Below are 4,494 nucleotides of genomic sequence, written 5' to 3' on the forward strand. Positions count from 1 at the left end.
GGTTGTCGCTGTTCCCAACCTTTCTGGACAATTCAAACCTGCAGCGGTAGGCCGGGTGATGCCAATTATAGCTGTACCACCAGAGAATTTAGCTGTCAGGATGGTCTCGATGGGGCGACGGGTAATAGTGGTCGTAACGGTCGCGGGGGACGTTTAGGACAGTTAACTTTAATTCAAATCGATCGCCCTTTAACTGCCGATCAACCGAGCGCAACTGTTCCCCTGTCGGAGTTAAAAGAACGGGGTTATATTCTCTCTAAAAATAGTTGGGAAACTCGCACCGGGGCAGTGTCTTTATTTTCCCCCGGTTCCCTGATCGATGATCAATATCGGATTTTATTAGATCGATCGGAACGTTCTTTTATTTTAATTTGGAATGCGCCCCAAGAGTTTAACCGGTTTGCTAATCAGCGTTTTACTTTAACCCTCGATGATCAAAAGGAAATGAAGGTAACTGTCCCCAGTGAACTCTGGATCGAGGGAACCACTCAAAAACGCAATAATGTTACGGAATTTGTCGTTTACAATGCTGTTTTTGAACGAGATGTCACCCAATTAGAAGCAAAAGGTATTACAGGAAATGGTACTGATTTAAGGCTTTTTCTCGAAGATAAAGCTTCCCAATCGAATTTAATTGGCACTAAATTTAAACTGCGTTATCGCATCACCCGTTGGCAAGCAGACGACCTGCAAACCAGTCCCAGAACTGATTTTGTCACTCGCTATGAAGGAGATATGCCTGCTAATTTAGTCCGACAGGACGGCAATCAATTTATTCTGGATATCGGTCAATTACCCTTACCTGTGGAATCTTTGCGATCGGGTACTGGGGTAGAAATCGAGTTACTTGCTACTCGTTCTTTTGCTGGTTATTCCAAAGAACAAAAAATCGTCATCCGCGACACGATTAAAGGAGCAAATATCCTGCGGAGGTAAGTTAAAAAAGTCCCCTTCTCCTTTCTCCGGTGCAGTCTTAACCAGTAATTTAGATAGTCAACTTAAGTAGCTGGTTATAATTAAATTAAAAATAGATTTTAGGTTCGATCCCCCCTTAGTCCTAGGGTTGATTCATAGTAGGGTTGATTCATGAATCAACCCTACCCTTAGTCCCCCCTTGATAAGGGTGGTGTCTGATAATTTTTAACGCCTACCTACTTACCAAAAAGCCTTAAAATATGTTGAGAGGAAGACTGGTTATTCTCTGGGGTTCACCAGAGAATGTCCCGATCAGCGAAAAAATCAAGGGAAAGATGGGCAGTATTTTAAGTGTGGCGCCGATGATGGATTATACCGATCGCCATTTTCGCTATTTTTTGCGACAAATTAGCCGTCGTCCCCTTCTCTACACGGAAATGATCACGACGATGGCGATTCAACACGGCGATCGCTATAAGTTGCTGGGGTTCTCCCTAGCAGAAAAACCTCTCGCTTTGCAGTTAGGGGGTGATAATCCCTATCTTTTGGCAGAATGCGCTAAAATAGCCGAAGATATGGGTTATGACGAAGTAAATCTCAATGTGGGTTGTCCTAGTTCTCGGGTAAAAGAGGGCAATTTCGGCGCTTGTTTGATGGCTAACCCGGAATTAGTCGCGAGGGGAATATCGGCAATGAATCAAGCTGTATCGATTCCCGTGACTGTAAAACAGAGAATTGGCATTGATCATCAGGATAGTTACGAAAATATGGCGAATTTTGTCCGTATTGTCGCGGATGCGGGTTGTCAACGTTTTACCATCCATGCGCGTAAAGCTTGGTTACAGGGATTAAGTCCCAAGGAAAATCGCACCGTTCCCCCCCTACGTTACGATGATGTTTATCGCCTAAAAAATCAGTTTCCCCATTTGTTTATTGAAATTAATGGCGGTATCATTAATTTAGAACAGGCTAGACAACATTTACAATTAGTAGATGCAGTTATGATCGGTCGGGCAGCCTACGATAATCCCTATTTATTTGCCACAGTCGATCAAGATTTTTATGGGGAATCGGTTACTCCTCCTACCCGGGAAGAAGTAATCAAAAAAATGCTTCCCTACATCGATGAGTGGGTGAGTAAAGGTTATAAATTACACCAGATCAGCAAACATCTTTTACAGCTTTTTGCCGGTCAGCCCGGAACTAAGGCCTGGAAGCGTTATATTAGTGAAAATAGCCATTTTCCTGGGGCCGATTCTGGGGTAATCTGGCAAGCTTTACAGCAGGTAAATTCCCTAAATGATCTGGCTAATTCCCATTGATTTATTTTCCTCTCTATGATTACCCAATCCTCAATTACTGCCGGGGTAAAAAATTCAGCTATGGCGGATTTTGTTTATCAACCTCCCCGGGCAGCTATCACAGCTAAACGTATTTTAATTAAACCTAATTTAGGTTATCCTGTGCCACCACCGGTAACGGTTAGTCTGCCGGTATTAAGTCAAGTTTTGCGGGGATTGAGAGGGGTAAATCCTGGAGCAGAAATTATCTTGGTAGAGGGAGTATGTTCGGCTATTTCTTTGAGAGAAATTATCGATATTTTGGGAGTAAAATCTATTCTCTATCCTGGAATAACTATTCTTGATGCTGATAGTTTACCCCAGCAAGAATATCCGAATCTTTCCCCTTTTCCTGTCCGTTTTCCCTCGATGTTTGCCCCTAAAATTATCGAAGAAGTGGATTGTCGGATCACGATTGGAACCTTAAAACGCACCCATTTAAAGGATAAACCCCTGATTTCTGCTTCTTTAAAAAATCTCTATGGACTCTTTCCCCGTAGTCATTATAAAGCCCGTAGTCCCAACTCGCGGGGGCAATTACATCGCCCCTCCGTACCGCTAATTTTACAGGATGTTTATTTTTGTATCGGTCATCTTTTTGATGGGGCAGTGGTGGACGCTAATCTCAAATATTTTAGTAGTAATTGGCGACCGGATCGAGGAAAATCTATTCCTCTCGGTCAAGTGTTTTGGGGTGATGATATGATTAGCGTTGATCGCAGTGCTTGTCTGTTAGGTGATGAACCGATGCCAAGTTATTTAGATGCGATCGATTTGCTTCGTTCTCAACTTTTAAACGGAACCAATTAGGGTTAAAAAAGTTTCTTGGTGGGGTTAGGAGTCGGTCGTCAGGAGCCGGTCGTTAGGAGGGGAAGTCAGAATAACAGAATGACCTCGCGCAATCCTGTTTAAAAAATATACAGGAGAGTGGGGATCACCGGAGCGGGGTAGGGTTGATTCATGAATCAACCCTACCTGGAATCAACCCTAGGAGCGGGGGAGGGGAACAGTCCATAACTGGGTTTTTACGGAAGCGAGCGAGGTACGTTTGGCATTCTCCGAGATTAACCCATTGTCGAGTGAACTGCTCTTTAGGTTGCCCAAAACCCCCCTCGGTGAGGATGTCAAGCGTCTATCCAGATGCTGCCGTCTTCGATGCGAAGGGGATAAACGGGTAAAGCTTGGGGTTGAGAAACTGCCGCCATCGCTTTGTTAACCACAGGGGGCCAGGTAATCCAGTCTTTGACAGCACCACTACAGAGATCAAACGAACTACGATGCCAGGGACAAACGATCGCGCCGTCCTCGGTAATTTTGCCCTTCGTCATCGATAATTTTAAATGGGGACAACGGTTGCCGACGGCGTGGAATTGACCGTTATTGTTAATCAACAGAATGGAATTTTCCCCCACTTTTACCACTTGACGGGCGCCGGGGGCAAGGGAATCTACAGATAATACTTTTGTCCAACTCATATTTTTATTTAACTAAGGGAGAGATCGAGAATGGTTTCGGGGTAATTTTGGGCAATAATATCCTGTTTAGCCCATTGTTGGTAATCTTGCAACAATTGACTCATTAAACGCTGTTTAATCCGCAATAAAACCCCTTTTAAGAGACTATTGCCGGTGATTTCTAACAACGGACGCGGGGTTAACCATAATGGCGGTGGTAGGGCGACTTTCACCTCAAGATTGGCTTTTCCCGCTAGATAGGTTTGATTATTTTTTTCCACAGGAGCGAGTTTGCCTTTAACATTGAGGCTAAAGCGATCGTTGATATAATCAATACCTTTGATCTGACAGTCTTCTGATTGCAAAAATATCGTCCCCTCAGAGGTGGCCCAGACATTAAGAATAACCGTGGGCTGAAAATAGTACAAATTCAAAAAGTTTAGGGGACGCATTTTTAGGCGAAACCGATTCTCGGACAAGTGTTCTGTTAAGCTAGTCTCAACGATAGCCTGTACTAATCTTTGCGGTTGACGCAGATAATGCTGAATCGGGATGGTTTGTTCAGCAACAACAATTTCTAGGGATTCGGCAGCGGTAAAAGTTACTTCCATAAGTTGGTTATCTTAAATTTGTCTCCCTTCTTAATTTTACTTTACAAAACTTATGCTTTTCGACAGTCCAGATGTAGAAATTTTACCGCTAAGAGGGGACACAAACCAGATTTTTGCCCAAAGTTGGGCTTTTTTCAGTGATCAGTTATCAGTGGGGGGGTTTTAAGTCAACAG

At 43.6% G+C, this 4,494-nt stretch carries 5 protein-coding genes; 3 read left to right on the forward strand and 2 right to left on the reverse strand.

The window, feature by feature from the left end; genetic code table 11:
- The 3 genes from IQ242_RS17485 to IQ242_RS17495 all read left to right on the forward strand — a co-directional run.
- Positions 1-936 (forward strand): collagen-like protein (locus IQ242_RS17485; protein ID WP_193960846.1); only part of this gene is annotated, 936 nt, incomplete at its 5' end.
- 314 nt (positions 937-1,250) lie between these two features.
- Complete coding sequence (gene dusA / locus IQ242_RS17490) at positions 1,251-2,237, forward strand: tRNA dihydrouridine(20/20a) synthase DusA (RefSeq protein WP_193960849.1); 987 nt, start codon at positions 1,251-1,253, stop codon at positions 2,235-2,237.
- Between the two features lie 15 nt (positions 2,238-2,252).
- Positions 2,253-3,065: a DUF362 domain-containing protein gene (locus IQ242_RS17495; RefSeq protein WP_193960847.1), complete on the forward strand. Its 813-nt coding sequence runs from the start codon at positions 2,253-2,255 to the stop codon at positions 3,063-3,065.
- A gap of 314 nt (positions 3,066-3,379) precedes the next feature.
- On the opposite strand, the gene IQ242_RS17500 is transcribed toward IQ242_RS17495, so the two are convergent.
- Both IQ242_RS17500 and IQ242_RS17505 read right to left on the reverse strand, forming a co-directional pair.
- The gene (locus IQ242_RS17500; protein WP_002731942.1) at positions 3,380-3,730 is read right to left on the reverse strand and encodes a Rieske (2Fe-2S) protein; all 351 of its coding nucleotides are present in this window, start codon (positions 3,728-3,730) and stop codon (positions 3,380-3,382) included.
- Between the two features lie 8 nt (positions 3,731-3,738).
- On the reverse strand, positions 3,739-4,320 hold the full coding sequence (locus tag IQ242_RS17505; protein ID WP_193960848.1) for a DUF1997 domain-containing protein: 582 nt from the start codon (positions 4,318-4,320) through the stop codon (positions 3,739-3,741).
- Positions 4,321-4,494 lie beyond the last annotated feature (174 nt).

The organism is Microcystis sp. LEGE 08355, assembly GCF_015207185.1.
In the GTDB taxonomy this organism is placed as follows: Bacteria; Cyanobacteriota; Cyanobacteriia; order Cyanobacteriales; family Microcystaceae; genus Microcystis; species Microcystis panniformis.

Excerpts from the sequence above, each read along its gene's own strand:
- dusA (WP_193960849.1), top strand. The coding sequence starts at position 1,251 with ATGGGCAGTATTTTAAGTGTGGCGCCGATGATGGATTATACCGATCGC.
- IQ242_RS17495 (WP_193960847.1), top strand. The coding sequence starts at position 2,253 with ATGATTACCCAATCCTCAATTACTGCCGGGGTAAAAAATTCAGCTATG.
- IQ242_RS17500 (WP_002731942.1), bottom strand. The coding sequence starts at position 3,730 with ATGAGTTGGACAAAAGTATTATCTGTAGATTCCCTTGCCCCCGGCGCC.
- IQ242_RS17505 (WP_193960848.1), bottom strand. The coding sequence starts at position 4,320 with ATGGAAGTAACTTTTACCGCTGCCGAATCCCTAGAAATTGTTGTTGCT.